This window comes from Microbispora sp. GKU 823 (assembly GCF_002027145.1).
GTDB lineage: Bacteria > Actinomycetota > Actinomycetes > Streptosporangiales > Streptosporangiaceae > Microbispora > Microbispora siamensis.
This window is the reverse complement of the sequence record NZ_MWJN01000002.1, coordinates 133,693-157,462: the sequence shown is the minus strand read 5'-3', so window position 1 is coordinate 157,462 and position 23,770 is coordinate 133,693. Positions and strand designations below refer to the sequence as shown.

Sequence of the window (23,770 nt, the reverse complement as noted above, 5' to 3'; positions counted from 1 at the left end):
ATCTGGGAAACTGCATGGTGTGGACGGTTACCTCGGCATCATCGTGATCGTGGCCATCGTCGCCATATTGGCGGTGGGTGGCCTGTGGCTGTTGTTCCGGCCGAAGGCGAAGGACCTGCCGCCCGCGCCGCCGGCCCCGCCCGAGCCGAAGGCTCCCGTTGCGGAGGAGCCCGCGAAGACGGGGCTGGGCGAAGAGGACGGCGGCACGACGACCACACTGCCGCCGCCCGCCCCTCCGATCGAAGAGCTGATCAAGGCTCCCGAGATCGAGGTCCCGCCGCCCTCGGCCGGCCGGATGGTGCGGCTGCGCGGCAGGCTCGCCCGTTCGCAGAACGTCCTCGGCCGGGGCCTGCTCGAACTGCTGTCGCGCGACCGGCTCGACGACGAGGTCTGGGACGAGATCGAGGAGACACTGATCACGGCCGACGTCGGCGTGGCCCCCACCCGTGCAATGGTGGAGGAACTGCGGACGAAGGTGAAGGTGCTCGGCACCCGCACCCCCGAGGAGGTGCGCAAGCTGCTGCGCGAGGAACTGCTCGCGCAGGTCGCGCCGGACCTGGACCGCACCCTGCACACCCAGCCGCACGGGGAGCGGCCGGCTGTCGTCCTCGTCGTCGGTGTCAACGGCACCGGCAAGACCACGACCTCGGGCAAGCTCGCCCGGGTCCTGGTCGGCGACGGCAGGAAGGTCGTGCTCGGCGCCGCCGACACCTTCCGCGCGGCGGCGACGACCAGCTCCAGACGTGGGGTGACCGCGTCGGCGCGGGCGTGGTGCGCGGCCCGGAGGGCGGCGACCCGGCGTCCGTGGCGTTCGACGCCGTGGCCAAGGGCATCGAGGACAAGGCGGACACCGTCATCATCGACACCGCGGGACGGCTGCACACCAAGACCGGCCTCATGGACGAGCTGGGCAAGGTCAAGCGGGTCATCGAGAAGAAGGCGGCGGTGGACGAGGTGCTCCTCGTCCTCGACGCGACCACCGGGCAGAACGGCATGCGCCAGGCGCAGGTCTTCGCCGAGGTGGTCAACGTCACCGGCATCGCGCTGACCAAGCTGGACGGCACGGCCAAGGGCGGCATCGTGATCTCGGTGCAGCGCGAGCTGGGCGTGCCCGTGAAGCTGGTGGGCCTTGGTGAGGGACCGGACGACCTCGCGCCGTTCGACCCCGACGTCTTCGTCGACGCGCTGCTGGGCGACTGACGAACAGGAGACGGCGGCGGGCCGGAGATCCCCGGCCCGCCGATCGTCAGCTCCGGAGGAAGGCGCGCAACTCTTCGAGGTGGGGGCCGACGTCGATGCCCTGCTCCGACAGCCAGCGCGGGTCGCCGTAGGTGTCGCGGTAGCGCTCGGCGCCGTCGCAGATCAGCGTGACCACGCTGCCGCGCTCACCCCGCTCCCGCATCTCGCGGATGATCTGCACCGCCGCCGCGATGTTGGTGCCGGTCGAGCCGCCGACCTCCCGGCGGGTGACCTCCCTGACCCAGTGCATGGCCGCGATCGACAGGGCGTCCGGCACCTGGGTCATCCGGTCGATGACCGTCGGCAGGAACGACGGCTCGACCCGCGGCCGGCCGATGCCCTCGATCCGCGATCCGGCGCCGCCGTGCTCCTCGCCCGAGATCCAGGACGGATAGAACGCCGAGCCCTCGGGATCGGCGACGCACAGCCGGGTCTGGTGGCGGCGGTAGCGGATGTAGCGGCCGATCGTCGCCGAGGTGCCGCCGGTGCCCGCGCCGACCACGATCCACGCGGGCTCCGGGTGCCGTTCGAGGGCCATCTGCTGGAAGATGCTCTCGGCGATGTTGTTGTTGCCCCGCCAGTCCGTCGCCCGTTCGGCGTAGGTGAACTGGTCCATGTAGTGCCCGCCGGTCTCGGCGGCGAGCCGGTGCGATTCGTCGTAGATCGCCCTCGGGTCGTCCACCAGGTGGCACTTCCCGCCGTAGAACTCGATGATCTCCCGCTTCTCCGGCGAGGTGCTCGCCGGGATCACGGCGATGAACGGCAGGCCGAGCAGCCGGGCGAAGTACGCCTCGCTCACGGCGGTGGATCCGCTGGACGCCTCGATGATCGTGGTGGTGGGCCCGATCCAGCCGTTGGCCAGGCCGTACAGGAAGAGGGACCGGGCGAGTCGATGCTTGAGTGAACCGGTCGGGTGCACCGACTCGTCTTTCAGATAGAGGTCGACACCCCAGTGCGAGGGGAGCGGGAACACATGCAGGTGAGTGTCACAGCTTCGGTTGGCGTCGGCCTCGACGGCCTGGATGGCGTCGGCCACCCATGCCCTCGTGACCGGATCGTGCCGATCCAGGTGGTTCATGGCGCCACTCTGGCACGCTCCTCGGCATGAACACCAAAGAGCGGCTCACCGCTTCGGCGGCCTGCGCCTGCGGGCGGTCAGTGAAATCTGCCACATTTTACTCCGGATTGAGGCTCCAGTGTTACGCTAATGAGACTTGTTCGGCTTGCGCGTGACCTGGCCGCGCGGGCCTGGTCTCCACGGCGATGGCGCTGACCAGGCCGGACGACACTAACACCGTGCTTAGGCCCCAATCGGCACGATGTCCTTGGCACAACGATGAACGAGTGACCTCGCATGTGTTCCGGCCGGACGGGTAACGGGGGAGAAGTTCCGTAGGGGGAAGAGATGATCTCGACCGACGAGCAGCGGCAGGCATGGTTCGAGCGTGAGGTCGTGCCGGTGACGAGCCAGCTCTACGCGTCCGCCATGCGTCTGACGCGCAACCCCGCCGATGCCGAGGACCTGGTCCAGGAGACCGTCGCGAAGGCGTTCACGTCGTACCACCAGTTCCGCGAGGGCACGAACCTCAAGGCGTGGCTGCACCGCATCCTCACGAACAACTTCATCAACGACTACCGGAAGAAGCAGCGCTCGCCCAAGCTGTCGGCCGCCGAGGAGATCGAGGACTGGCAGCTGGCCGCGGCCGAGTCGCACATGTCGACCGGGCTGCGCTCGGCCGAGACCGAGGCGCTCGACCAGATCCCGGACAGCGTCGTGATGAACGCCCTGCGAGCCCTGCCGGAGGACTTCCGGGTGGCCGTCTACCTGGCCGACGTCGAGGGCTTCGCGTACAAGGAGATCGCCGACCGGATGGGCACCCCGATCGGCACCGTCATGTCCAGGCTGCACCGGGGCCGCCGCCAGCTCCGGGGGATGCTGGAGGACTACGCCCGCGAGGAAGGCGTCGTACGCGTCCCCGAGCAGGTGTGCGCCGCCTGACCCGCGCCTGACGGGCCCGTGAGGAGCGCAGGGACGTGGTGTCCCGCGCCGGCGGGCCCCGACGCGCTTCGGGGCGCGGTTGAGGGGCGCGGTTCAGGGGCGCGAGTTCAGGCGGCGATGAGGGCGATCGCGCCGAGCGCGAACCCGACGCCGGTGATCTGCACCGGGCTCAGCCGCTCGCCCAGGACGTAACGCGCGAGCAGCAGCGTGCTCGCCGGATAGAGCGACACCAGGACGGCCACCAGGGTGAGCATCCCCCGCTGCGCGGCGAAGAGATAGAGCACGTTGGCGGCCATGTCGAGCACCCCGGCCGTGATCGTCACCGTGAGGCTGCCGGGCACCGGACGCAGGCTCCTGCGGGTCGTGAGGGCCAGCAGCGCGACCAGCGTGATCGACGCGATCCTCGCCCCCAGCAGGGGCCACGTGCCCGAGTCGGCCGGGGCCAGCTTGAGCAGCACGAAGAACCCGCCGAAACCCGCTCCCGACACCAGGGCGGCGAGGATCGGCCCTGCCTTCGGGCCGCTCGCCCCGCCGTTCGGCTCGCGGCTGACCAGCAGGACGGCGAACAGGCCGAGCGCGACGCCCACGAGCGCCAGGGCGGACGGCCGGTCGCCGGTGAGCAGGCCGAACACCACGGGGACCGCCATCGCGGTCGTGGCCGTGGTCGGGGCGATCACCGACATCATCCCGGTGGCCAGGCCGCGGTAGAACAGCACGATGCCGAAGGCGCCGGCGACCCCGCAGGCCATCCCCCAGGCCAGCGCGGCCGTGCTCGCGTGGCCCGGCAGCACCGGGAGCAGGGCGGCCACCAGCAGCAGGCCGCCGAGCTGGGAGAGCACGACGACGGCCAGCACCTTCGACCGCCTGGTGGCGAGCCCCCCGAAGAAGTCGGCCGTGCCGAAGATCACCGCGCATGCCGTAGCGAGGGCCACCGCCGTCACAGATCCCCCAAAAGATTGCATCGAGAGTGCAATGGATTGTAGTAGGAGATCACTACGCTGTACTCATGGCTGATCCTGCGACGATCACCGCGGCCATCGCCGCGAACGTACGGGGCCAGCGGGCACACCGGGGGATGACCCTCGACGAGCTCGCGGCCAGGTCGAACGTGAGCCGCGGCATGCTCATCCAGATCGAGCAGGGCCGCACCAACCCGAGCGTCAACACGCTCACCCGGATCGCCGACGCGCTGGGCGTGACCCTCGCGCGGCTGGTGGAGGTCGCCGACACCCCGGTCGTACGGGTCGTGCACGATTCCGAGGTCGTGACGTTCCGGCATCCGGGGGGAGGGTCGGCCCGCCTGCTCGTGGGGACGGACGCGCCCGCGATCCTGGAGCTGTGGGACTGGCGGCTCGGGCCGGGCGAGCACCACGACGGCGACGCGCATCCCGCCGGCACCCGCGAGATGCTCACCGTCCTGGAGGGACGGCTCACGCTGACCGTGTACGGCAGGAGCCACGTCGTGGGGCCCGGCGACGCCGTCGTGTTCAGCGCCGACCGGCCGCACCGGTACGCCAACGAGCACGACGAGCCGCTGCGGTTCGTGATGGTGGTCACCGAGCCCCCCGAACCGCCTGATGCGACGGTGCCGCCCAACCTCGGTGAGCCTCCTGCTGCCGGAGAACCCGCACATGACTGACGAGTAAGGGCTGCGTGGTGACGCTTAGTAGCCGATGATTACAGAATGAATCCGCAAGCGCCGCTCCAAGGTTGGGTACATCCCTTTTTGTGCGTGTCTGCTGTGCAGGGGGCGGTGGCCGGTGAGTGAGTCGCGAGTCGCGGTGGAAAAACTTCGCGCGGAACTCGCCGCGCTCGGGGTGGCCGACGCCTACGAGATCGGTGACGAGGCTACTCTCTCCGTCTGGATAGGCCTGGTCGTGACCTTCCGTGAGGGCTTTTACCGTTGGCGCGAGGGTGCCGTGAAGTGCCGGCACCTGGGTACGGACCCCGCAGGATGCGCCATCCGGGTGGCGCGCAGGTACGCCGAACTCAAGGCGGACGTGCCGCCCTGGTGGGAGGAGCTGGAAAAGGTTCTGCGGGGGGGAGCGGCCGGAGGCTATCCGTAGCGTTCGTGGCCCCCCGCCTGCTCCGGGGGGTCGTATGCGGATCGGATCCGTTCTGCTGTCGTTGCTGCTGCTCGGCGGATGTGCCCAGGCCAGGACAACCACCGTACCGGCCGCGGGGGAACGTCCCGTGGCGCCGCATCCGCGCTTCGGCACGCCCCGGCATTTCGACGCCGACCTGCTGCGCTTCCGGCTCGCGGGGGCGCAACGGGGAGCGCCGGGGCCGCGCCTGCCCGCGGTCCCGCCGCCGCGGCGCGTCGACTGCAGGCAGCACAAATGCGTGGCGCTGACGTTCGACGACGGGCCGGCCGAATACACCGGGCACGTCCTCGACCTCCTCGCGGCCCACCACGCCCGGGCCACGTTCTTCATCCTCGGGCAGATGATCACGGGCGAGACGCGGGACTTCGTGCGGCGGATGGCCGCCGAGGGCCACGAGATCGGCAACCACTCCTGGGACCACGCCTCGCTGCCGGGGCTGTCGTCCGACGCCCTGCGCCGCGAGCTGGACCGGACGCAGGAGGCCGTGCGGAAGGCGACCGGCGTGACGATGCGGCTCATGCGCCCGCCGTACGGTGCGACGAACCAGGCGGTGGACAACGAGACGAAGCAGACCGGGCTCGCGCAGATCCTGTGGGCCGTCGACACCCTCGACTGGCTCAACCGCAACCCCACGACGATCGCCCAGCGCAGCGCCGCGGCCAAACCGGGCGACATCGTGCTCATGCACGACATCCACCCCACCACCGTGCAGGCGCTGCCCCATCTGCTCGACAAGCTCGACCACAAGGGCTTCACGTACGTGACCGTCTCGGAGCTGCTCGGCAGCACCACGCCCGGGAAGAAGTACACGAACCGATGAAGGGCTACGACTTCGAGGGCCCGGCGCTGGAGCTGGGCGCGCTCGTACGCGAGGACGGCACGGCCGATCCCGCCGAGCGCGTCCGCATCCCCGTGCGCATGATGAACCGGCACGGCCTGGTGGCCGGGGCGACCGGCACGGGGAAGACAAAGACGCTGCAGCTCATGGCCGAGCAGCTCGCCGCTCAGGGCGTGCCGGTGTTCCTCGCGGACGTCAAGGGCGACCTGTCCGGCCTGGCCTCGCCGGGGACGCCGGGCGACCGGATCGCCCGCAGGGCCGCCGACGTGGGCCAGGACTGGGCGCCCGAGGGCTGCGTGACCGAGTTCTTCTCCCTCGGCGGCGTGGGGGAGGGCATCCCGCTGCGCGCCACCATGAGCGCGTTCGGGCCGACGTTGCTGTCGCGGGTGCTCGAACTCAACGAGACCCAGGAGTCGTCGCTCGGGCTGATCTTCTACTTCGCCGACACGAACGGGCTGCCGCTGCTGGACCTCAAGGACCTGATCGCCGTCATCCGCTATCTGACCGAGACGCCGGAGGCGCTGAGCGGCATCGGCGGGCTGTCGGCGTCCACCGCCGGGGTCATCCTGCGCGCCCTGGTGAACTTCCAGGCCCAGGGGGCGGAGGCGTTCTTCGGCGAGCCCGAGTTCGACGTGCACGACCTGCTGCGGACCACGCCGGACGGGCGCGGCGTGATCTCCATCCTGGAGCTGCCCGCCGTGCAGGACCGGCCGCAGCTGTTCTCCACGTTCCTGATGTGGCTGCTCGCGGACCTGTTCGAGACGCTGCCCGAGGTGGGGGATCCCGACAAGCCGTCGCTGGTGTTCTTCTTCGACGAGGCGCACCTGCTGTTCGAGGACGCGTCCAAGGCGTTCCTCAGGTCGATCACCCAGACCGTGCGGCTGATCCGGTCGAAGGGGGTCGGGGTCTTCTTCGTCACCCAGACGCCCAAGGACGTGCCGGCCGACGTCCTCGCCCAGCTCGGCGCGCGCGTGCAGCACGCCCTGCGCGCCTTCACCCCGCAGGACGCCAAGGCGCTGAAGGCGACCGTCTCGACGTTCCCCGCCTCCTCCTACGACCTCGAACGGCTGCTCACCGAGCTCGGCATCGGGGAGGCGGTCGTCACGGTCCTGTCCGAGACCGGGGCCCCGACGCCGGTCGCCTGGACACGGCTGCGCGCGCCGCGCTCGCTCATGGCGCCGTCCGCCCCGGCGGTCGTCCAGGGGATCATCGCCGCGTCCCCGCTCCTGCCGAAGTACGGCACGGCCGTGGACCGGCAGTCGGCGTACGAGATCCTCGCCGCGCGTCTGGCCCGGCAGCAGGAGCCCGAGCCGCAAGCCCCGGTCGGGAGACCGGAGGGGAGACCGGAGAGGGCCCCAGGCAGTCGGCGCTCGAAGAGATGCTCGCCTCGAAGGAGTTCAGGTCGCTGGCCCGCACCGCCGCGACCGCGCTCGGCCGGGAGATCACCAGGTCGATCTTCGGCACGGCGCGACGGCGGCGCTGAGCGCGTAAGCGCGGTCCCGGTCCCGGTCCCGGGACTGTCGGTGGGGCGTGCGAAGGTGGGTGGCATGGGTTTCAGCGGGTTCCCTGACGAGGCGCTCATCTTCTACGAGGGCCTGGTCGCCGACAATTCGAAGGCGTACTGGTCGGCCCACAAGGAGTTGTACGAGACCGGGGTCCGGGCGCCGATGCTCGCGCTCATGGACGAGCTGGAGCCGGAGTTCGGACCGGCCCACCTGTTCCGGCCGCACCGCGACGTCCGGTTCTCCAAGGACAAGTCGCCGTACAAGACGCATCAGGGGGCCTACTGCGGAGTGGGCGTGGAGGGCGTCGGTTACTACGTGCAGGTGGACGCCGACGGCCTCTACGTGGCGGCGGGCTGGTGGATGCCGGGCGACCAGGTGCTCCGCTACCGCGAGGCGCTGGACGACGACACCGCCGGGACCCTGCTGGAGGAGACCCTCGCGGCCCTGCCCGGTGACCTGACGGTCGGCGGCGACCGGCTCAAGACCCGTCCCCGCGGGACGCCCGAGGACCACCCCCGGCTCGAACTCCTCCGGCACAAGACGCTGCACGCCGGGCGGCGGTTCGAGCCGGAGCCGTGGCTGCACACCCCCGAGACCCTCGACCGGGTCCGCTCGACCTGGCGGGCGCTGGTCCCGCTGGTCGACTGGCTGCGCCGCCACATCTCCTGACATCGCTCGGGAGGCGACGGATCAGGCGTGGACCTTGACGACCCCGCAGCCGATCCGGGCGCCGGCGTCGCCGGTCTTGCGCGTGGTCGCGTCCGGGCCCGTGGCGCCGGTGGCGTCGGGGCGGTGGAAGTACCTGTCCGGGATGTGCGCGAAGTTGTCCGGCCCGGCGTGCACCACGAACGCGCTGCCGTTGGCGTCGCCCAGCTGCTCCAGCGTGAACCTGTCGGTGACGAACGACGCGGAGGCGGTGCCGTCGGCGGCCACCAGCAGCGGCGGCATGTCCCCGGCTCCGTCGCCGTGCTCCCCGGGGCCGAGGTGGCTTCCGGCGCTGGAGAACGCGCTGCCCGTCGCCCGGTCGACGGAGCGCGCGTCGCACACGCCGGCGGCGTGGACGTGGAAGCCGTGGAACCCGGGAGTGAGCCCCCGCACGCTGACGCTGACCCGCGACTTCTTCGCGTCGTACCGCTCGACCCGCACGGTGCCGAGGACGCGTCCGGCGGTGTTCTTGATGACGGCGGTCGCCGACCCACTCGCCGACTCCCAGTGACGGGCCTGCGAGGCCGAGGCCGCCGCCATCCCGGCGGACAGCCCCGGCACGGCCGGGGCGGCCGCGGCGGCGAGTCCCAGGGCGAGCCCGGCGGCCAGGGCGAAACGGGTTGTGCGGGGCATGGTCGCTCCTCCTCAGACACACTCGATGCCTGCGACAGCAGAGCACGCCCGGATGTGGCGGGGAGCGGCACACGACGCCATCTGTGCCCGACGTTTACCCGCTCTTGCCGGTCGCGGCGTCAGGCGCCGACGGGCGCGTCCCAGTCGATGTGGTGGAGGTGGACGGGGGCGAACATCTGCTCGGGGGCCGGCATGGCGGGCCGGTCGCCGGCCTGGCCGGCCTTGGCCTTGTTCTTGGCCGCGGCGTCGCCGCCGATCATCTCCACCCGAGGGCGCCGGAGACGCTCGAACGCCGCGAACGCCCCGAACCCCCCGAAAGCCTCGTGCAGCGGCAGATCGCGCAGGCAGCGGGCCAGCTCGACGGCGCTCTCCACCGCCAGAGAGGCGCCCTGCCCAGAGCTGGACGACGGGGCGTGGGCCGCGTCGCCGACGAGGACCATGCGGCCGCGGTGCCAGTGCGGCACCGGGGGCATGCGCTCCATCGGGCCGGTGATCATGAGGTCGCCGGGGTCGGTGCCCGCCAGCAGCTTCTCGCCCGGGACGTGACCGGCGTAGAGGTCGCGCAGGCGGGCCAGCCAGTCCGCGGCGGGGACGCGGACGACCTCGGCGTAGGTGAGGGGCTCGGTGCGGGGCAGGCTCGCGAACCAGCAGATCCGGCCGTCGGGCAGTCGCCAGTAGCCGATGAAGGTGCGGCCGAAGGCGAAGTACATGACCCCCGGTTCCGCGCGTACGGCGGCGTCGTCGGCGTAGCCGCCGAAGCTGAGGACGCCGCCGTACTCGGGGCCCGGTGCGCCGGGGTCGATCAGCGTGCGGACGGTGGATCGGATGCCGTCGGCGCCGATCAGCACGTCGGCGGTGGCGGTGGTGCCGTCCGCGAACGTGGCGGTCACCCCCTCCGGGGTCTCCTCGGCGGAGACGAGCCGCTTGCCGTACTCGATCCGCACCCCCGCCGCCACGGCGTGGTCGGCCAGTGCCCGGAAGAGGGCGGCGCGCGGCATCGCCAGGGTGGGCGGCAGGCCGGGGAACCCGCCGAACTCGGCGAGCCGGTTCCCGGCGCCGTCGGCCATCACCACGCCGGGGACAGGCTGCCCCACTGCCCGCACCGCCTCGTCCGCTCCCACGATCCGCAGCGCGTCGAGCCCGTTCGGGGCCAGGCTGAGCATCGCCCCGACGCCGTCCGCGGCGCTGTCGTGGGCCTCGTGCACGGTCGCCCGGATGCCGGCCCTGGCCAGGGCGAGCGCCGTCACGGGCCCGGCGATGCCGCCGCCGATCACCAAAGCGCTGGTCACCTTGCTCATGCTCACCACTCCTCGTCTGCCGCGAGCCGTTGATCGGTCGCAGTTGGAATAGTTGCATTGCTACTAGTTGCTCGTCAACTAGTTCGTCTGAGGCTAGGATGCGGGGCATGAGCGCTTCCGTCCGCAGTTCCCCGCTCGCGCTGACCGTGCTGGCACTGCTGCACCACGAGCCGATGCACCCGTACGCCGTGCAGCGGCTGATCAAGCAATGGGGCAAGGACCAGGTCGTCAACGTGAGCCAGCGGGCCGGGCTCTACCGCACGATCGAGCGGCTGCACGCCGAGGGGTTGATCGCGGTCCGCGAGACCACCCGCGACCCGGCCTATCCGGAGCGGACCGTGTACGAGCTCACCGACGCGGGACGGCGCGTCGCCCGTGAGTGGCTGGACCAGATGCTGGCCGTGCCCAAGCAGGAGTTCCCGCAGTTCCCCGCGGCACTGTCACACCTGATGATGATCCCGCCGGAGGACGCGCTGCGGCTGCTGGAACGCCGTGCCGAGCGGCTGGCGGAGACGCGGGCGGGCCTGGAGGCCGCGCTGGCGGCACAGACGGGCGACCTGCCCAGGGTCGCCGTCATCGAGAGCGAGTACGTGCTCGCGGTCACCGAGGCGGAGGAGCGCTGGCTGCGGTCGGTCGTGGACGACCTGCGCGCGGGCCGGCTGACCTGGCCGGCGAGCGACTCCTGACCAAAGCAGAGGCCCCCGCCGATCGAATCGGCGGGGGCCTCGGATGAAGGAGCTCAGTTGGCTCGTTTCGCGCGGGCGGCGGCGCGGCCACGGCTGGCCGCGTCAAGGACGACCTTGCGGATGCGCACGGTCTCCGAGGTGATCTCCACGCACTCGTCGTCGCGGATGAACTCCAGGGCCTGCTCCAGGGACAGGACGCGCGGCGGGATCACCTTCTCGGTCTCCTCACTGGTGGAGGAGCGCATGTTGGTGAGCTTCTTCTCCTTGGTGATGTTCACGTCCATGTCGTCGGAGCGGGAGTTCTCCCCGATGATCATGCCCTCGTACACCTCGGTGCCGGGGGAGACGAACAGCGTGCCGCGCTCCTGCAGGTTGAGCATGGCGAACGCGGTGACCTGGCCCGCGCGGTCGGCGACCAGCGAGCCGTTGTTGCGGGTGCGCAGGTCGCCGAACCACGGCTCGTACGTCTCGAACACGTGGTGCACGAGGCCGGTGCCGCGGGTCTCGGTGAGGAACTCGGTGCGGAAGCCGATCAGGCCGCGGGCCGCACCAGGAACTCCATGCGGATCCAGCCGGTGCCGTGGTTGGTCATGTGCTCCATGCGGCCCTTCCGTACGGCCAGGAGCTGGGTGACGGCGCCCAGGTACTCCTCGGGGCAGTCGACCGTGAGGCGCTCGACCGGCTCGTGCACCTTGCCGTCGACGACCTTGGTCACGACCTGCGGCTTGCCGACCGTCAGCTCGTAGCCCTCGCGGCGCATCTGCTCCACGAGGATCGCCAGGGCCAGCTCGCCGCGGCCCTGCACCTCCCAGGCGTCCGGGCTCTCGGTGGGCAGCACGCGCAGCGAGACGTTGCCGACCAGCTCCTTGTCGAGGCGGTCCTTCACGAGGCGGGCGGTGACCTTGGCGCCCTTGACCTTGCCGACCAGCGGGCTGGTGTTGGTGCCGATCGTCATGGAGATCGCCGGTTCGTCGACCGTGATCAGCGGCAGCGGGCGCGGGTCGTCCGGGTCGGCCAGCGTCTCACCGATCATGATGTCCGGGATGCCGGCGATCGCGATGATGTCGCCGGGCCCTGCCTCCTCGGCGGGCTTGCGCTCCAGCGCCTCGGTCATCAGCAGCTCGGAGATCTTGACCCGCTGCACGCTGCCGTCGGTGCGGCACCACGCGACCTGCTGGCCCTTGCGGATCGTGCCCTGGTGGACGCGGCACAGCGCGATACGGCCCAGGTAGCTGGACGCGTCGAGGTTGGTGACATGGGCCTGGAGCGGCGCGGACGGGTCGTAGACCGGCGCCGGGATCGTGTTCTTGATCGTCTCGAACAGCGGCTCCAGGTCGGGGGAGTCCGGCATGCCGCCGTCGGCGGGGCGCTCCAGCGAGGCCCGTCCGGCCTTGGCCGAGGCGTACACGATCGGGAAGTCGATCTGCTCCTCGGTGGCGTCGAGGTCGATGAACAGCTCGTACACCTCGTCGACGACCTCGGCGATGCGGGCGTCCGGCCGGTCCACCTTGTTGATGCACAGGATCACCGGCATCTTCGCGGCGAGCGCCTTGCGCAGCACGAAGCGGGTCTGCGGCAGCGGGCCCTCGGAGGCGTCCACCAGCAGCACCACGCCGTCCACCATCGACAGGCCGCGCTCGACCTCGCCGCCGAAGTCGGCGTGGCCGGGCGTGTCGATGATGTTCAGGGTCATGCCGCCGTGCCGGACCGCGGTGTTCTTCGCGAGAATGGTGATCCCCTTCTCGCGCTCCAGGTCGTTGGAGTCCATGACCCGCTCGTCGACGTCCTGGTTGGCCCGGAACGCGCCGGACTGCCACAGCATCGCGTCGACCAGCGTGGTCTTGCCGTGGTCGACGTGCGCGATGATCGCGATGTTCCGCAGGTCGTCGCGGGTGTTCATAGGCATAGTGAAGTCTCGCTCTGGTTCGTCGGGGTGTCGTCCGCGTCCCGGGACCGAAGCGAGACGCACATCCGCCGCATGACACGGCCCAGCCATTTTAGTTGATCCCGCTCGCCGCCACACGCCGCCGCCGTACGGGACCCTCGATGGCAACGCCCTCGCCGCGGATCGCATTCCATCCTGTCTAAAGGCTTTCCGTTCGGGCAGGTGGGTCGGCTGTGACGGATGAAGGTCTCGTCCTGCTGATCGCCTGGGCGGAGTTACTGGTGCCGATCCTCGTCCTCGCCTACCTCCTGCTGCGGCGGCGCACATGATCCCGTCGGCTCGGCTGGCGCCGCTCGCCCTCCTCACGGCACTCCTGCTGTCCGCCTGCGTCAGCCCCGCATGGGACGACCACGACTACGCGCTGAAGGCCGGGAAGACGGCCGAGTCCGCCGTCTCGGCCCTGCGCTTCGCCCGCTCCGCCGTCGCCTACCGGGACCGGATGACCGGTCCGTACGCCGAGGTCGTGCTGACCGAGGCGGTGCAGGACCTGAGCAGCGTGAACGACCAGTTCGGCGGCGTGCAGCCGCCCTCGGACGCCTCCGACCGGATCAGGGACGAGGTGCTGCGCCTCACCGAGAAGGCCGAGAGCGAGGTGGAGGACCTGCTCATCCAGGCGCGCCGCGACGGGGTGCAGGACCCGGAGGAGGCCGCACGGGAGCTGGACGGGCTCGCGCGCGAGCTGAGCGACTTCGCGGAGAAGCACAAGTGAAGAAACTGGTCGCGGTCACGCTCGGCATCCTGACGGCCTTCGGCGGCTTCGTGGACATCGGCGACCTGGTGGCCAACGCCGTCGTGGGGGCGAGATTCGGGATGTCCCTCGCCTGGGTGGTGGTCGTCGGCATCATCGGGATCTGCGTCTTCGCCGAGATGTCCGGCAGGATCGCGGCGGTGTCGCAGCGGCCGGTCTTCGACCTCGTCCGCGAGCGCATGGGCCCCCGCGCCGGGCTGGTCAACCTCGGCGCGTCGTTCTTCATCAACGTGCTCACGCTCGCGGCCGAGATCGGCGGCGCCGCGCTCGCGCTGGAGCTGGCGACCGGGCTCAACTACCTGCTGTGGGTGCCGCCCGTGGCCCTGGTCGCCTGGCTGGTCATGTGGCGGGTGAAGTTCGAGACCATGGAGCGCGTCTTCGGGCTGGCCGGGCTCGCGCTCGTCGTGTTCATCGTGGCGCTGTGGCAGCTCGGGCCCGACTGGGGCGAGCTGACCACGCAGCTCACCCGGCCGCCGCAGGACGAGGGCGTGCCGACCTACCTCTACTACGCGATCGCGCTGCTCGGCGGGGCGATGACGCCGTACGAGGTGTTCTTCTTCTCCTCCGGCGGCGTCGAGGAGAAGTGGACGCGCAAGGATCTGGTGACGGCGCGGGCCAACGTGTTCGTCGGCTTCCCCCTCGGCGGGGTGCTGTCGCTGACGATCGCGGCGTGCGCGGCGACCGTGTTCATGCCGGTCGAGGCCGAGCCCGACTCGCTCGGGCAGATGGTGCTCCCGGTCGCCGAGGGAGTGGGAAAGATCGGGCTCGGTGTGGTGATCCTCGGGGTGTTCGCGGCCACGTTCGGCGCGACGCTGGAGACCGCGCTGTCGTCCGGCTACTCGCTGAGCCAGTATTTCGGCTGGCAGTGGGGCAAGTACGTGGTGCCCGGCCGCGCCGCCCGGTTCCACGTGACCGTGCTGGCGTCGGTGATCGTCGCGACCGCGCTGATCCTCACCACCATCGACCCGATCAAGGTGACCGAGTATTCGCTGGTCTTCTCGGCCGCGGCCCTTCCGCTCACCTACCTGCCGGTTCTCATGATCGCCAACGATCCCGACTACATGGGGGAGAAGGTCAACGGCAGATTCAGCAACGTGCTGGGAAGTTTCTACATGGTGCTGCTTCTCGTCGTGGCGGTCGCGGCCATCCCCCTGATGCTCGCGACCAAGGCAGGGCAGTGACGGCGCCGTACGAGGAGGTGAGGGGTCGATGAGTGAGCCGGCACGGGTGCTGCACGCCCGCCTGCACCTGCTCGACCGGCAGGTCGTCAGGGAGAGCGACGACCGCCTGCTGTGCAAGGTGGACGACCTGGAGGTGCAGCCCGGCGACCGGCCGTACGTCACCGCGATCCTGTCCGGTCCGCTGGCGCTCGGCCCGCGGCTCGGCGGCCTGCCGGGATGGCTGATGACGGAGACCGGACCGCCTCGTTCCGGGGGGAGGAGCGGCCCGGGCCGTACCGCATCGAGATGAGCGTGGTGACCGAGATCGGCAGCGCCGTACGGGTGGCCGGCCGCCGGCAGGACCTGGCGCTGGAGCGCTGGCTGACCAGGAACGTCGTCAGCCGCATCCCCGGAGCGGCCGGTACGGAGGAGCAGGATGCCCCGGAAAGGACCCTCCGGGTGCGGGAGAGGTGGGAGGACAGGCCGGACAGCATGCGGCTCGGCGGGCTGCTCGGCCGTACCGTCCGCGGTCCGTCGGGGGAGGTCGCGGGCGACACGGTGGACGTCCGTCTCGTCCAGGACGGGCCGCTGCTGGCCGAGGTCCATCAGGCGTTCCGGCTGGCCGGGCTGCTGATCGCCCGGCGGCGTGCCGGGCAGCTCTTCGGGTACGAGCGCGGCCCCGGGCTGTGGCGGCCGTCGCTGCTCGGCGCCCTCGTGCGGCGCATGCACGGCGAGATCCGGTACGCCGAGTGGGACCAGATCGAGTCACTCGACGACGAGGAGGTCAGGCTGGGGGTCGCCTGGGACCGGCTGCGCTCGACGGCCGACCTCTGAAAGATCCCCGTCGCGCAGGGGGTGAAGTGGTGGGAAATAAGGTCGGGGGCATGGCTCTCGCTGCTGCTTTCGGAGCGATGCTGCGCACGGCGGACGGTGTCCGCATCGACGCGGCGCACACGCCCAACGGCTCACTCGATCTCGGAATCGTCGTCGCGCACGGCTTCACCGGCACGTGGAGAGGGCCGGACACCCGGCGCATCGTGCACGTCCTGTCGAAGTTCGGCGGAGTGGTGTCGTTCGACTTCCGGGGGCACGGACGCTCCGGCGGCCAGTCCACGGTGGGCGACCTGGAGGTCCTCGACGTGGACGCGGCGGTCAAGCACGCCCGCGCGATCGGCTACCGCCGGATCGCCACGGTCGGCTTCTCGATGGGCGCCGCCGTGGTCGTGCGGCACGCCGCGCTGCACGGGGGCGTGGACGGGGTGGTGTCGGTGAGCGGCCCGGCCCGCTGGTACTACCGCGACACCAAGCCGATGCGCCAGGTCCACTGGGCGATCGAACGCTGGCACGGCCGGCTGGCGGCCCGGCTGGTCAAGCGCACCAGGATCGCGGGCGCCGGATGGGACCCCGTCCCGCTCCCGCCGTACGAGGCGGCGGCCCTGGTCGCGCCCACGCCGCTGCTGATCGTCCACGGCGACAGCGACCCGTTCTTCCCCACCGAGCACGCCTACCAGTTGTACGAGTACGCCGGCGAGCCGAAGGAGCTGTGGATCGAGCCCGGCTACGGCCATGCGGAGGCGGCGGCCACCCCCGGCCTGGTCCGAAAAATTGGTCACTGGATTTCGCGAACCAAAACCCCATAAGTGTCGTCTATGAGGGTTGTGCGGATCCGGAACCCCTCCATCCGCGCCGCCGATTGGGGATCGGCGCACGCCCTCACACGGGTGTGGCCCAGCGTCGCGGGGGCGCGCTGGGCGGTTTCACCGGCCCGGTACGGCACGCACGCCGTACCGGGCCGGAGGGACGCGTTCAGCTCAGCAGGCGTTCAGCCCAGGCGGGCGATCGACTTGGTCTCCAGGTAGGCCGACAGGCCCTCGGGTCCGAGCTCCCGGCCGAGGCCGCTGGCCTTGAAGCCGCCGAACGGCGTGTTCGGGTCGAGCGTGTGCATCATGTTGACGCCGTACGTGCCGGTGCGCACCCGGCGGGCGACGTCCATCCCGCGCTCGGTGTCGGCCGTCCAGACCGAGCCCGACAGGCCGTAGTCGCTGTCGTTGGCGATCCGCACCGCGTCCGCCTCGTCCTCGTACGGGATCACCGTCAGCACCGGGCCGAAGATCTCCTCACGGGCGATGCGCATGTCGTTGGTGGCCCCGGCGAAGACGGTCGGGGCGACGTACCAGCCCCGGTCGTACGGCCGGTCGAGGCCGCCGACCACGGGCTTGGCGCCCTCCTCGATGCCCGCCCTGATGTAGCCCTCGACCCGCTCCTGCTGCCGCCTGGCCACCAGCGGCCCGATCCCGGTGGCCGGGTCGGCGGGGTCGCCCACCTGCTGGCTCGTCACCATCTCGGCGACGGCCTGGACCACCTCGTCGTAGCGGTTGCGGGAGGCGAGGATGCGGGTCTGCGCGACGCACGCCTGGCCGTTGTTCATCAGCGAGGCCATCGACAGGAAGCCCATGGCCGAGGGCAGGTCGCAGTCGTCCAGGATGATCGCCGCGGACTTGCCGCCGAGTTCGAGCGTGCAGCGCTTGAGCTGCTCGCCGCAGATCGACGCGATCCTGCGGCCGGCGGCGGTCGAGCCGGTGAAGGCGACCTTGTCGACGTCCGGGTGGGAGACGAGGTGCTCGCCCGCCTCGCGGCCGGCCGCGACGATGTTGACGACCCCGGCGGGGATGCCGGCCTCCTTGACCATCTCGGCGAGCAGGTAGGAGTCGAGCGGCGTCTCGGGAGCGGGCTTGAGCACCACGGTGCAGCCCGCGACGAGCGCCGGGGCCAGCTTGGTCATGGTGACGAACTGGGGGACGTTCCAGGGGACGACGGCCGCCACCACGCCGACCGGCTCGCGTCGGACGATCACCGGGCCGAACAGGCCGGGCCGCTCCTCCTCCTCGGGGAACGTCGCCCCGAGGCCGGCGTAGTACTTGAGCATGCCCAGCGGCTGCGGTGCCTGGGCGAGCTGGGAGAACGTGATCGGAGAGCCCATCTCCGTCGTGATGATCTCCGCCATCTCGGCCTGGCGCGCCTCGTAGATCTCCGCCAGCCGGCCCACGACCGCCGCGCGCTCGGCCATCGTCATCCGCGGCCAGGGCCCGTTGTCGAAGGCGTCCCTGGCGGCCGCGACGGCCCGGTCCATGTCGGCGGCGGTGCCGTCCGGCACGCGGCCGACGACCTCCTCGCTGTGGGGAGAGATCACCTCGATCGTGCCCGTGCCCGCGGGGGCCACCCAGTCGCCCCCGATGAACAGCGTGTCGTGCTGCAGCATGCCTGCCTCCTGATCGGGCGCGCCTTCGCGCACTCAGTCTGACCGAACCATGTTCTGCTCGGCCTTGGCAAGAGCCGCCGTGGTCCGGCCCGCGCCGGGCGGCACGGGCCGGACCGCGGGTCCTACGGAAGCGCCCGCCCGAGCAGGTGGGTCATCGACCGCCGGACCAGATCCGTCCGCATCGCCTGCGTCGTCGCGCCCTCCGCGCCGAAGCCGAAGTAGACCGTGTCCTTCGTGGCGATGCCCGCGCCGTCGTCGAGCGACCGGTCGCTGCGCGCCCAGTCGTTCAACGCGGTCGCCGACCCGGGAGGCGGCCCGGCGACCGTCCAGCCGCCCAGGTCGTCCTCGAACGAGGTCTCCGCGAGGGTGGCGCCGTCGGCCTTGACGGCCACGTCGTCCAGCCACACGCCGAGGCCCTGGGTGCCCCAGTCGCTGATGTAGGAGATCGACACCTCGACCTTCTTGCCCGCGTACGCCGACAGGTCGACCGACCACTGCTGCCAGCCGTTGGACGAGCCGGAGGCGGCGTGCCACGCACCGGTCGTGCCGGTGGCGGTGCAGGACGACGCGCCGTCGTACGTCTGGTAATGGGCGGTGAACGGATGGATGTCCACCCAGCCGGCGGCGCAGCTCTCACCGGCCGCGTCCGAGGTGTGCCCGTTGGCGTCGGGCAGCGTCGTCCAGTCGTCCTGGCCCGCCGTGTGCGCCTCGACGGTCAGGAAGTCCCAGTCCGGCTCGGTGTTGTACGACGTCCAGAACGACAGCTCGCCACTGGTCTTGCCGGTGAGGTCGATCGTCCTCGTCAGGCGCTTGTAGGACACGTCCGCCTGGCCGCTCTGCACGTCCCAGGCGCCGGTGCGCGGGCTGAACGGCGCTCCCGCGCCGTACTGCCACTTGAGCGGGGCCGAACTGGCGAACTGCGGGAACCGGTCGGCCGGCAGGACCGAGGAGGTAGTGACGAACGAGGCGGTGCGGTTCTGGTTTCCGGGCGAGTCGCCGCCGTTGAGCGTGCCGGTGAAGCCGGCGAAGGCGCCGCCGGCGCCCCGCAGCGGCAGCGTGTTCCCGTCGGCGTCCTGGCCGCCGCCCTCCACGAAGGTGTAGGCGCCCAGGTAGTACTGCACGAAGTCGTTGCTCAGCGAGAGGCACGGCGGCTTGCTCAGGGTCGTGCACTCGGGTTGCGCCGGGTAGTCCGGCTCGTACCAGTAGGAGCCGTTGGCGTTCTGGGCGTACAGCGCGTACTTGCCGGCGGCGAGCAGCTTGCCGCCCTCGTTGAGGTAGTCGCGGAACGCCAGTTCCAGGGCCTCGGCCAGGTTGGCGGCGGTGCCGCCGGGCTGCCCGGACGCGCGGGGGATGATGTCGTCGCCGGTCTCCCAGACGACGGCCTTGTAGTGGCTGAGGACCCCGAGCGGGTGAGGCGCCTTGCGGCCGTTCTTGTCCACGTCGTACACGTCGGAGGAGTAGCCGGCCTCCGCGAGCGCCTTGGCGTAGTCGTCGGCGTACTTCGCCTCCGTGACGCCCTGGACCGGGCTGACGCCCGTGACGTCCTCCGCCGCGACGATCAGGACCTTGCCGCCGATGTCCGTGGCGACCTTGTAGGTGAACGCCTCGCTCTTCTTCGTGAGCGAGCGGAACCACACCTTCACGGTGTCGCCGGGTTTCGCGCCCTTGACCGTGCCCCTGAGCTGGTGGAAGTAGGTGTCGTAGCCGTCGCCGTACCGCTCGCCGCCCTTCCACTCGGAGGTCGGGACGGTCCTGGTGCGCCCGCCCTTGATCTGGTAGTCGAGGAACACCGGCCCGAGCTTGCGCTTGGCGTCCACCTGTACGACCTGGTCGGTGCCGTAGCTGACGTCGAACGCGTCCACGACGAAGTCGGGCACGGTGTTGCCGAGGTGGCTGACCGGCTCGCTCGGGTTCGGCGCCGACTTCAGGACGTCGAGCGCGAAGGGAAGCTGTTTCTCGAACTCGGCCTGCACCAGCGCCTCGTCGTCGGGGAAGACGAAGCCGCAGCCGTCGCAGCCCTCGTCCAGCTCCGGCGTCCAGGCGAGCGTGCCGTACGCCTTGTGGGCGTGGTCGGTGGTCTCGCCGTTCGTCGTGTAGAGCTCGGCGCCGACCCCGGGGTCGAAGCCGGGGACGGCCGGGTTCTCGTCGGTGCCGGTCAGCGCCAGGTAGACGGGGTCGTCCGCGGTCTTCGTCTCGACCTGCCAGCCCTCGGGATACAGCAGCAGCGGGCCGTAGGAGTGGTAGTTGACCTGCGCCTTGAAGCGCAGCCGCTTGAGCAGGCCGTCCATGGCCCGCGTCTCGGGCTCCGAGGCCGGGCCGGTGCCGCGGTAGGTCTCGCTGCTGAAGACGCTGGAGGAGCCCTCTTCGTCGTACCCCCAGCGGGTGGGGAAGTTGCGGTTGGGGTCGACGCCGTCGTTGCCCGTGATCTGGCCGTCGCCGTCGTTGTCCCGGAGGTTCTTGCGCCAGAGGCGGTTGCCCTCGGTGAAGGTGAAGTCGTAGCCGTCGGGGTTGGCGACCGGCACGAACCACACCTCGGTGGTGGTCAGCAGCCGGCCGACGTCGGATGTGCCCTTGTTGGCCACCAGATACTTCAGCAGCCGCATGTCGACCTCGGCCGCGATCCACTCACGCGCGTGCTGGGTGGCCGAGTAGAGCACGGACGGCTTGACGCCGTCGGGCAGCACCCGGGCCAGCTTCGTCAGCTTCAGCGCGAGGATGTCCTTCCTCTGGAGGGTCTTGCCGATCGTCTCCAGCTTCGCGATGTCCTTGTTGGCGTCCGCGATGGATCGGAGCTGGTCGGCGATCCCGCCCTTCTCCGAGTAGGACTTCCAGACGGTGTATCCGCCGGCCGCCTGCGCCTTGGCGGCCTGCAACTGCGTCTGGCCCTGGGGGTTGCGCACCGGCTCGGGCCGGAAGCCCAGGATCTGGAGCTTCTTGAGCTCGGCGGGCGTCGCCGTCAGTTCGACGTGCTCCTTGTCGCCCGCGAGGTGCCGCTGGACGACGTCGAAGCCCTTCTGGGTCAGCGTGCCCGAGGTGCCGGGCGCGCTGTCGAGCTGGTAGAGGTCGGCTTGGTCCGTTGGGGGGAGCGGGTCGCCCTGGCCGGCCTGCGCCGGGGAGACCGGCAGCAGGAGCGCCGCGCCGAGAGCCGCGGCGGCCAGAGTCGAGACGATCTCTCGTCGGGACATCGGTGAGCCCTTCGTGGGGGGTGACGATCTCCCGAATCTCCGCCGGGGTCAAACCCCGTTCAAGTGCGGTAAGGCGACGCGTAAGTCTCGAATTGGTCACAGCATGGAGAATCCGGCGGTTGTCCGCTTTGATCCCAAGAGTTTCACCTGTTCCGGTAGCAGACGTAAAGATCGTCTTCTATAGTTTCAGGCCGAATCCGAGTGGAGGTCGCGTGCGGTCGGGACGCTGGGCCAGGCTGGCGGTGGTCACCACCGCGCTGCTCGTCGCACCGTCTGTCTCGGGCGCGTCTCGGGTGCGCTCACCGCCGAGGCCGAGCCGGACCAGCAGGCCAAGCTCCGCAAGCTCACCCAGGAGGCCGCCGCGCTCCAGAAGGAGTACCGCGGCGAGATCCTCAGCCTGGACGACGCGAAGCGGGCCGCGCAGAAGGCGTCCGGCAGGGTCAGGAAGCTGAAGGGGGACCTGCTCGCGGCCCAGCGGCAGGTGGCCGCGTTCGCCCAGACTTCGTACATGAGCGGGGGCGCGGACGCCTCCCGGCTCTTCTCCTTGTCGGTCGACCCGAGTTCGCTGGCGACGCTGGCCTATCTGGGCAACGCCAGGACCGAGCGGCTCAACAGCGTCAAGGATCTCGTCGCCAAGCAGAAGAAGGCGGCCGCCGCGGCCGCAGACGAGATCGACAAGCTGCAGGCCCACATCAAGGAGCTCAAGGCGAGGCGCGGCGAGGTCGAGCGGCTGATGGCCAAGTACGGCTTCCAGACGCCCGACGCCGGCAGCGGCCTGACGCAGCGCATGATCTCGACGCGCAACGCCATCATGTCGCAGTTTCCGATGCCTTTCGGTGTTGGCTGCCTACGGCCCGGCGACCCGGGAGAACATGGCAAGGGCCGGGCCTGCGACTTCATGATGAGCAGCGGCGGCCGCATGCCCGACGCGGTGGCCAAGGAGCGCGGCGACGCCCTGGCGCAGTGGTGCATCGATCACGCGAGCGAGTACGGGATCATGTACATCATCTGGCAGCAGCGCTACTACGACATGCGTACGCATGCCGGTTGGCGGATGATGTCCGACCGCGGCGGCATCACCGCCAACCACTACGACCACGTTCACGTGTCGGTGCTCTGAACCTCCAGCGTGTCGGTGGCCTCCAGGAACTTCCGCAGCCAGTGGTAGGACGCCTTCGGAGTGCGCTGCTGGGTCTCGAAGTCGACGTGGACCAGGCCGAACCGCTGGTGGTAGCCCTCGGCCCACTCGAAGTTGTCCAGCAGTGACCAGACGAAGTAGCCCCGCAGGTCCACGTCCGCCTGGCGCATCGCCGTGATGTGGCCGTCGAGGTAGGCGATCCGCTCCTGGTCGTCCAGTCCGTCGTACGAGCAGCCGTTCTCGGTGATGTAGACGGGTGGCAGCGCGTCGCCGTACCGCGCCTTGAGGGAGTCGAGCAGTTCGCGCAGGCCGTCGGGGACGACGGGCCAGCCGAACGCGGTGGTGGGAACGCCGGAGATCTCCTCGAACCGGAACGGCAGGCCGTCCCCGCCGGGGCCGCCGATCCGGGTGGGGTTGTAGTAGTTGATCCCCAATCCGTCGAGGGGCTGGGCGATCGTCTCCAGGTCGCCGGGTCTCACGGGAATTTCGACGCCGAACGCCGACAGATCGGGGTACGCGCCGGTGAGGACCGGGTCGTTGAACAGCCGGTTGTGCAGGATGTCGTACGTCTCGGCGGCGGCCAGGTCCTCCGGCGAGCCGGAGGCGGGCCAGACCGGGGTGCAGTTGTTGGTGATGAGCACCTGCTCCGCCCCCGCCGCCCGCAGGGCCTGCGTGGCCAGGCCGTGCCCGAGCAACTGGTGGTGGGCCACCGGCAGCGCGTCGAACATGAGCGCCCTGCCCGGGGCGTGTATGCCCAGGCCGTATCCCTCCACCATGTGGACGAACGGCTCGTTGAGCGTGATCCACATGCGTACGCGGTCGGCCAGCCGTTCGGCCACGACGGCGGCGTAGTCGGCGAAACGGCGGGAGGTGTCACGGTTGAGCCAGCCGCCCTCGTCCTCCAGCGCCTGCGGCAGGTCCCAGTGGAAGAGCGTCGGCACGGGAGTGATGCCGCGCTCGCACAGCGCGTCCACGAGACGGTCGTAGAAGTCGAGTCCGGCCTGGTTGACCGGGCCGGCGCCGGTGGGCATCACCCGCGGCCAGGCGATGGAGAAGCGGTAGGCGTTCACGCCGAGGCCGGCCATGAGCGCCACGTCCTCGAGGTAGCGGTGGTAGTGGTCGCAGGCCACGTCGCCCGTGTGCCCGTCGCGGACCCTGCCGGGCGTGTGGGAGAAGGTGTCCCAGACGGAAGGCCCTCTGCCGTCCTCGGTGACCGCTCCTTCGATCTGGTAGGACGCGGTGGCCGTACCCCAGAGGAACATTGTGCCGCCTCTCTCAACTAATATGAGGAGAACTCATGTTAACTCGGTTGTCCGAAAAGCGGGAG

Annotated in this window: 19 protein-coding genes and 2 pseudogenes; 13 read left to right on the top strand and 8 right to left on the bottom strand. The window is 70.5% G+C overall.

The annotated features are described in order from the left end of the window. Positions 1–19: 19 nt before the first annotated feature. Positions 20–1,200, top strand: a pseudogene (ftsY, locus tag B1L11_RS02280) (signal recognition particle-docking protein FtsY). A 46-nt stretch (positions 1,201–1,246) separates the two neighbouring features. Here the strand turns inward: ftsY and B1L11_RS02275 are convergent. Next, positions 1,247–2,317, bottom strand: a complete 1,071-nt coding sequence (locus B1L11_RS02275; RefSeq protein WP_079312686.1) for a PLP-dependent cysteine synthase family protein — start codon at positions 2,315–2,317, stop codon at positions 1,247–1,249. Between the two features lie 327 nt (positions 2,318–2,644). Between B1L11_RS02275 and B1L11_RS02270 the strand changes: the two genes are divergently transcribed. Then, positions 2,645–3,238, top strand: a complete 594-nt coding sequence (locus B1L11_RS02270; RefSeq protein ID WP_079312684.1) for a sigma-70 family RNA polymerase sigma factor — start codon at positions 2,645–2,647, stop codon at positions 3,236–3,238. Between the two features lie 107 nt (positions 3,239–3,345). On the opposite strand, the gene B1L11_RS02265 is transcribed toward B1L11_RS02270, so the two are convergent. After that, positions 3,346–4,146: a DMT family transporter gene (locus B1L11_RS02265; protein WP_256862157.1), complete on the bottom strand. Its 801-nt coding sequence runs from the start codon at positions 4,144–4,146 to the stop codon at positions 3,346–3,348. A 98-nt stretch (positions 4,147–4,244) separates the two neighbouring features. Here B1L11_RS02265 and B1L11_RS02260 point away from each other — a divergent pair, with 98 nt between their 5' ends. The 4 genes from B1L11_RS02260 to B1L11_RS02245 all read left to right on the top strand — a co-directional run bounded on the left by B1L11_RS02260 (position 4,245) and on the right by B1L11_RS02245 (position 8,355). Next, a complete protein-coding gene (locus tag B1L11_RS02260) occupies positions 4,245–4,877 on the top strand; it encodes a helix-turn-helix domain-containing protein (RefSeq protein ID WP_079312680.1) in 633 nt (210 codons plus the stop codon). 121 nt (positions 4,878–4,998) lie between these two features. Beyond that, positions 4,999–5,304, top strand: coding sequence for a hypothetical protein (locus B1L11_RS02255; protein WP_079312678.1), 306 nt, complete (start codon positions 4,999–5,001; stop codon positions 5,302–5,304). A 34-nt stretch (positions 5,305–5,338) separates the two neighbouring features. Continuing rightward, positions 5,339–6,163, top strand: a complete 825-nt coding sequence (locus B1L11_RS02250) for a polysaccharide deacetylase family protein (protein ID WP_079312676.1) — start codon at positions 5,339–5,341, stop codon at positions 6,161–6,163. Continuing rightward, the gene (locus B1L11_RS02245; protein ID WP_218670844.1) at positions 6,160–8,355 is read left to right on the top strand and encodes a TIGR02453 family protein; all 2,196 of its coding nucleotides are present in this window, start codon (positions 6,160–6,162) and stop codon (positions 8,353–8,355) included. The genes B1L11_RS02250 and B1L11_RS02245 overlap by 4 nt, the downstream gene beginning before the upstream one ends. Before the next feature lie 21 nt (positions 8,356–8,376). On the opposite strand, the gene B1L11_RS02235 is transcribed toward B1L11_RS02245, so the two are convergent. Continuing rightward, positions 8,377–9,024, bottom strand: coding sequence for a superoxide dismutase family protein (locus B1L11_RS02235; protein WP_079312672.1), 648 nt, complete (start codon positions 9,022–9,024; stop codon positions 8,377–8,379). A gap of 119 nt (positions 9,025–9,143) precedes the next feature. Beyond that, entirely contained in the window at positions 9,144–10,322 is a 1,179-nt protein-coding gene (locus B1L11_RS02230) for an FAD-dependent monooxygenase (protein ID WP_079312893.1), read from the bottom strand. Positions 10,323–10,429: 107 nt separating this feature from the next. Between B1L11_RS02230 and B1L11_RS02225 the strand changes: the two genes are divergently transcribed. Then, entirely contained in the window at positions 10,430–11,008 is a 579-nt protein-coding gene (locus B1L11_RS02225) for a PadR family transcriptional regulator (RefSeq protein WP_079312670.1), read from the top strand. Between the two features lie 53 nt (positions 11,009–11,061). Here the strand turns inward: B1L11_RS02225 and typA are convergent. Further along, positions 11,062–12,914, bottom strand: a pseudogene (gene typA / locus B1L11_RS02220) (translational GTPase TypA). A 304-nt stretch (positions 12,915–13,218) separates the two neighbouring features. Between typA and B1L11_RS02215 the strand changes: the two are divergent. The 5 genes from B1L11_RS02215 to B1L11_RS02195 are packed head-to-tail and all read left to right on the top strand — an operon-like array spanning position 13,219 to position 16,501. Beyond that, positions 13,219–13,662 (top strand): hypothetical protein, encoded by a 444-nt coding sequence (locus B1L11_RS02215; protein WP_079312668.1) that lies wholly within the window; start codon positions 13,219–13,221, stop codon positions 13,660–13,662. After that, positions 13,659–14,882, top strand: a complete 1,224-nt coding sequence (locus B1L11_RS02210; RefSeq protein WP_079312665.1) for an NRAMP family divalent metal transporter — start codon at positions 13,659–13,661, stop codon at positions 14,880–14,882. The genes B1L11_RS02215 and B1L11_RS02210 overlap by 4 nt, the downstream gene beginning before the upstream one ends. A 28-nt stretch (positions 14,883–14,910) precedes the next feature. Next, a complete protein-coding gene (locus B1L11_RS02205) occupies positions 14,911–15,171 on the top strand; it encodes a hypothetical protein (protein WP_079312660.1) in 261 nt (86 codons plus the stop codon). Then, positions 15,168–15,695: a hypothetical protein gene (locus tag B1L11_RS02200; protein ID WP_143736829.1), complete on the top strand. Its 528-nt coding sequence runs from the start codon at positions 15,168–15,170 to the stop codon at positions 15,693–15,695. Before B1L11_RS02205 ends, B1L11_RS02200 begins: the two co-directional genes overlap by 4 nt. Before the next feature lie 50 nt (positions 15,696–15,745). Then, positions 15,746–16,501 carry an alpha/beta hydrolase gene (locus B1L11_RS02195; RefSeq protein WP_256862156.1) on the top strand — a complete coding sequence of 252 codons (756 nt, stop codon included), beginning with the start codon at positions 15,746–15,748 and terminating at the stop codon, positions 16,499–16,501. Between the two features lie 182 nt (positions 16,502–16,683). Here the strand turns inward: B1L11_RS02195 and B1L11_RS02190 are convergent, their stop codons facing one another. Both B1L11_RS02190 and B1L11_RS02185 read right to left on the bottom strand, forming a co-directional pair. Continuing rightward, a complete protein-coding gene (locus B1L11_RS02190; protein ID WP_079312654.1) occupies positions 16,684–18,120 on the bottom strand; it encodes an aldehyde dehydrogenase in 1,437 nt (478 codons plus the stop codon). A gap of 122 nt (positions 18,121–18,242) precedes the next feature. Beyond that, complete coding sequence (locus B1L11_RS02185) at positions 18,243–21,305, bottom strand: M14 family metallopeptidase (RefSeq protein WP_079312652.1); 3,063 nt, start codon at positions 21,303–21,305, stop codon at positions 18,243–18,245. Between the two features lie 481 nt (positions 21,306–21,786). On the opposite strand from B1L11_RS02185, the gene B1L11_RS02180 reads away from it, so the two are divergent. After that, positions 21,787–22,425, top strand: coding sequence for a hypothetical protein (locus B1L11_RS02180; protein WP_143736828.1), 639 nt, complete (start codon positions 21,787–21,789; stop codon positions 22,423–22,425). Here the strand turns inward: B1L11_RS02180 and B1L11_RS02175 are convergent. Next, positions 22,407–23,705, bottom strand: coding sequence for a GH1 family beta-glucosidase (locus B1L11_RS02175; protein WP_079312648.1), 1,299 nt, complete (start codon positions 23,703–23,705; stop codon positions 22,407–22,409). The genes B1L11_RS02180 and B1L11_RS02175 overlap by 19 nt on opposite strands. Between the last annotated feature and the right edge of the window lie 65 nt (positions 23,706–23,770).

Excerpts from the sequence above, each read along its gene's own strand:
- B1L11_RS02275 (WP_079312686.1), bottom strand. The coding sequence starts at position 2,317 with ATGAACCACCTGGATCGGCACGATCCGGTCACGAGGGCATGGGTGGCC.
- B1L11_RS02270 (WP_079312684.1), top strand. The coding sequence starts at position 2,645 with ATGATCTCGACCGACGAGCAGCGGCAGGCATGGTTCGAGCGTGAGGTC.
- B1L11_RS02260 (WP_079312680.1), top strand. The coding sequence starts at position 4,245 with ATGGCTGATCCTGCGACGATCACCGCGGCCATCGCCGCGAACGTACGG.
- B1L11_RS02250 (WP_079312676.1), top strand. The coding sequence starts at position 5,339 with ATGCGGATCGGATCCGTTCTGCTGTCGTTGCTGCTGCTCGGCGGATGT.
- B1L11_RS02245 (WP_218670844.1), top strand. The coding sequence starts at position 6,160 with ATGAAGGGCTACGACTTCGAGGGCCCGGCGCTGGAGCTGGGCGCGCTC.
- B1L11_RS02235 (WP_079312672.1), bottom strand. The coding sequence starts at position 9,024 with ATGCCCCGCACAACCCGTTTCGCCCTGGCCGCCGGGCTCGCCCTGGGA.
- B1L11_RS02230 (WP_079312893.1), bottom strand. The coding sequence starts at position 10,322 with ATGAGCAAGGTGACCAGCGCTTTGGTGATCGGCGGCGGCATCGCCGGG.
- B1L11_RS02225 (WP_079312670.1), top strand. The coding sequence starts at position 10,430 with ATGAGCGCTTCCGTCCGCAGTTCCCCGCTCGCGCTGACCGTGCTGGCA.
- B1L11_RS02215 (WP_079312668.1), top strand. The coding sequence starts at position 13,219 with ATGATCCCGTCGGCTCGGCTGGCGCCGCTCGCCCTCCTCACGGCACTC.
- B1L11_RS02205 (WP_079312660.1), top strand. The coding sequence starts at position 14,911 with ATGAGTGAGCCGGCACGGGTGCTGCACGCCCGCCTGCACCTGCTCGAC.
- B1L11_RS02200 (WP_143736829.1), top strand. The coding sequence starts at position 15,168 with ATGAGCGTGGTGACCGAGATCGGCAGCGCCGTACGGGTGGCCGGCCGC.
- B1L11_RS02195 (WP_256862156.1), top strand. The coding sequence starts at position 15,746 with ATGGCTCTCGCTGCTGCTTTCGGAGCGATGCTGCGCACGGCGGACGGT.
- B1L11_RS02190 (WP_079312654.1), bottom strand. The coding sequence starts at position 18,120 with ATGCTGCAGCACGACACGCTGTTCATCGGGGGCGACTGGGTGGCCCCC.
- B1L11_RS02185 (WP_079312652.1), bottom strand. The coding sequence starts at position 21,305 with ATGTCCCGACGAGAGATCGTCTCGACTCTGGCCGCCGCGGCTCTCGGC.
- B1L11_RS02175 (WP_079312648.1), bottom strand. The coding sequence starts at position 23,705 with ATGTTCCTCTGGGGTACGGCCACCGCGTCCTACCAGATCGAAGGAGCG.